This window comes from Mesorhizobium sp. WSM4807 (assembly GCF_055811615.1).
In genome coordinates this window covers 1-450 of sequence record NZ_JBVVQY010000058.1, presented here as the reverse complement: position 1 = coordinate 450, position 450 = coordinate 1, and positions in this window count along the sequence as shown.

Sequence of the window (450 nt, the reverse complement as noted above, 5' to 3'; positions counted from 1 at the left end):
GCGGGCCCCCCCGCGGCGGCCGCCGGGGGGGGGCCCCGGGGGGGTTGGCCCCCCCGGTACCCCCCCCCCCCCCGCCCCCCCCCCCCCACGACGATGTCGAGGCCACGATCGCCGCTTTGAAGGCGGGCGGCGTCGAGATCATCACCGAACCGCCGGAGGCGCCCTGGCCGCCAGGCCGCACGGTGGGCGGAATTTCTCGACAGCGAGGGCAACCGCATGGTGATCGGCAGCCAATGAACGGCTTCAGCTGCTGGGCGGGCCAGGCTAGAAGCGGCGGAATGAAGGCGTTGCGATCAGGCAGATTCCGAGCCTACATCAATGTCATAGAAGGGTGGAATGTTGCCATTCGTCTCGTCGATGGGAACGAGCAAGTAGCGTAGAGTCGAGATGTGGCGCGGTGGCGGTAGGTTGAACATATCTGTTTGCCGCCTCTTTCGTCTGGCGGTGCCT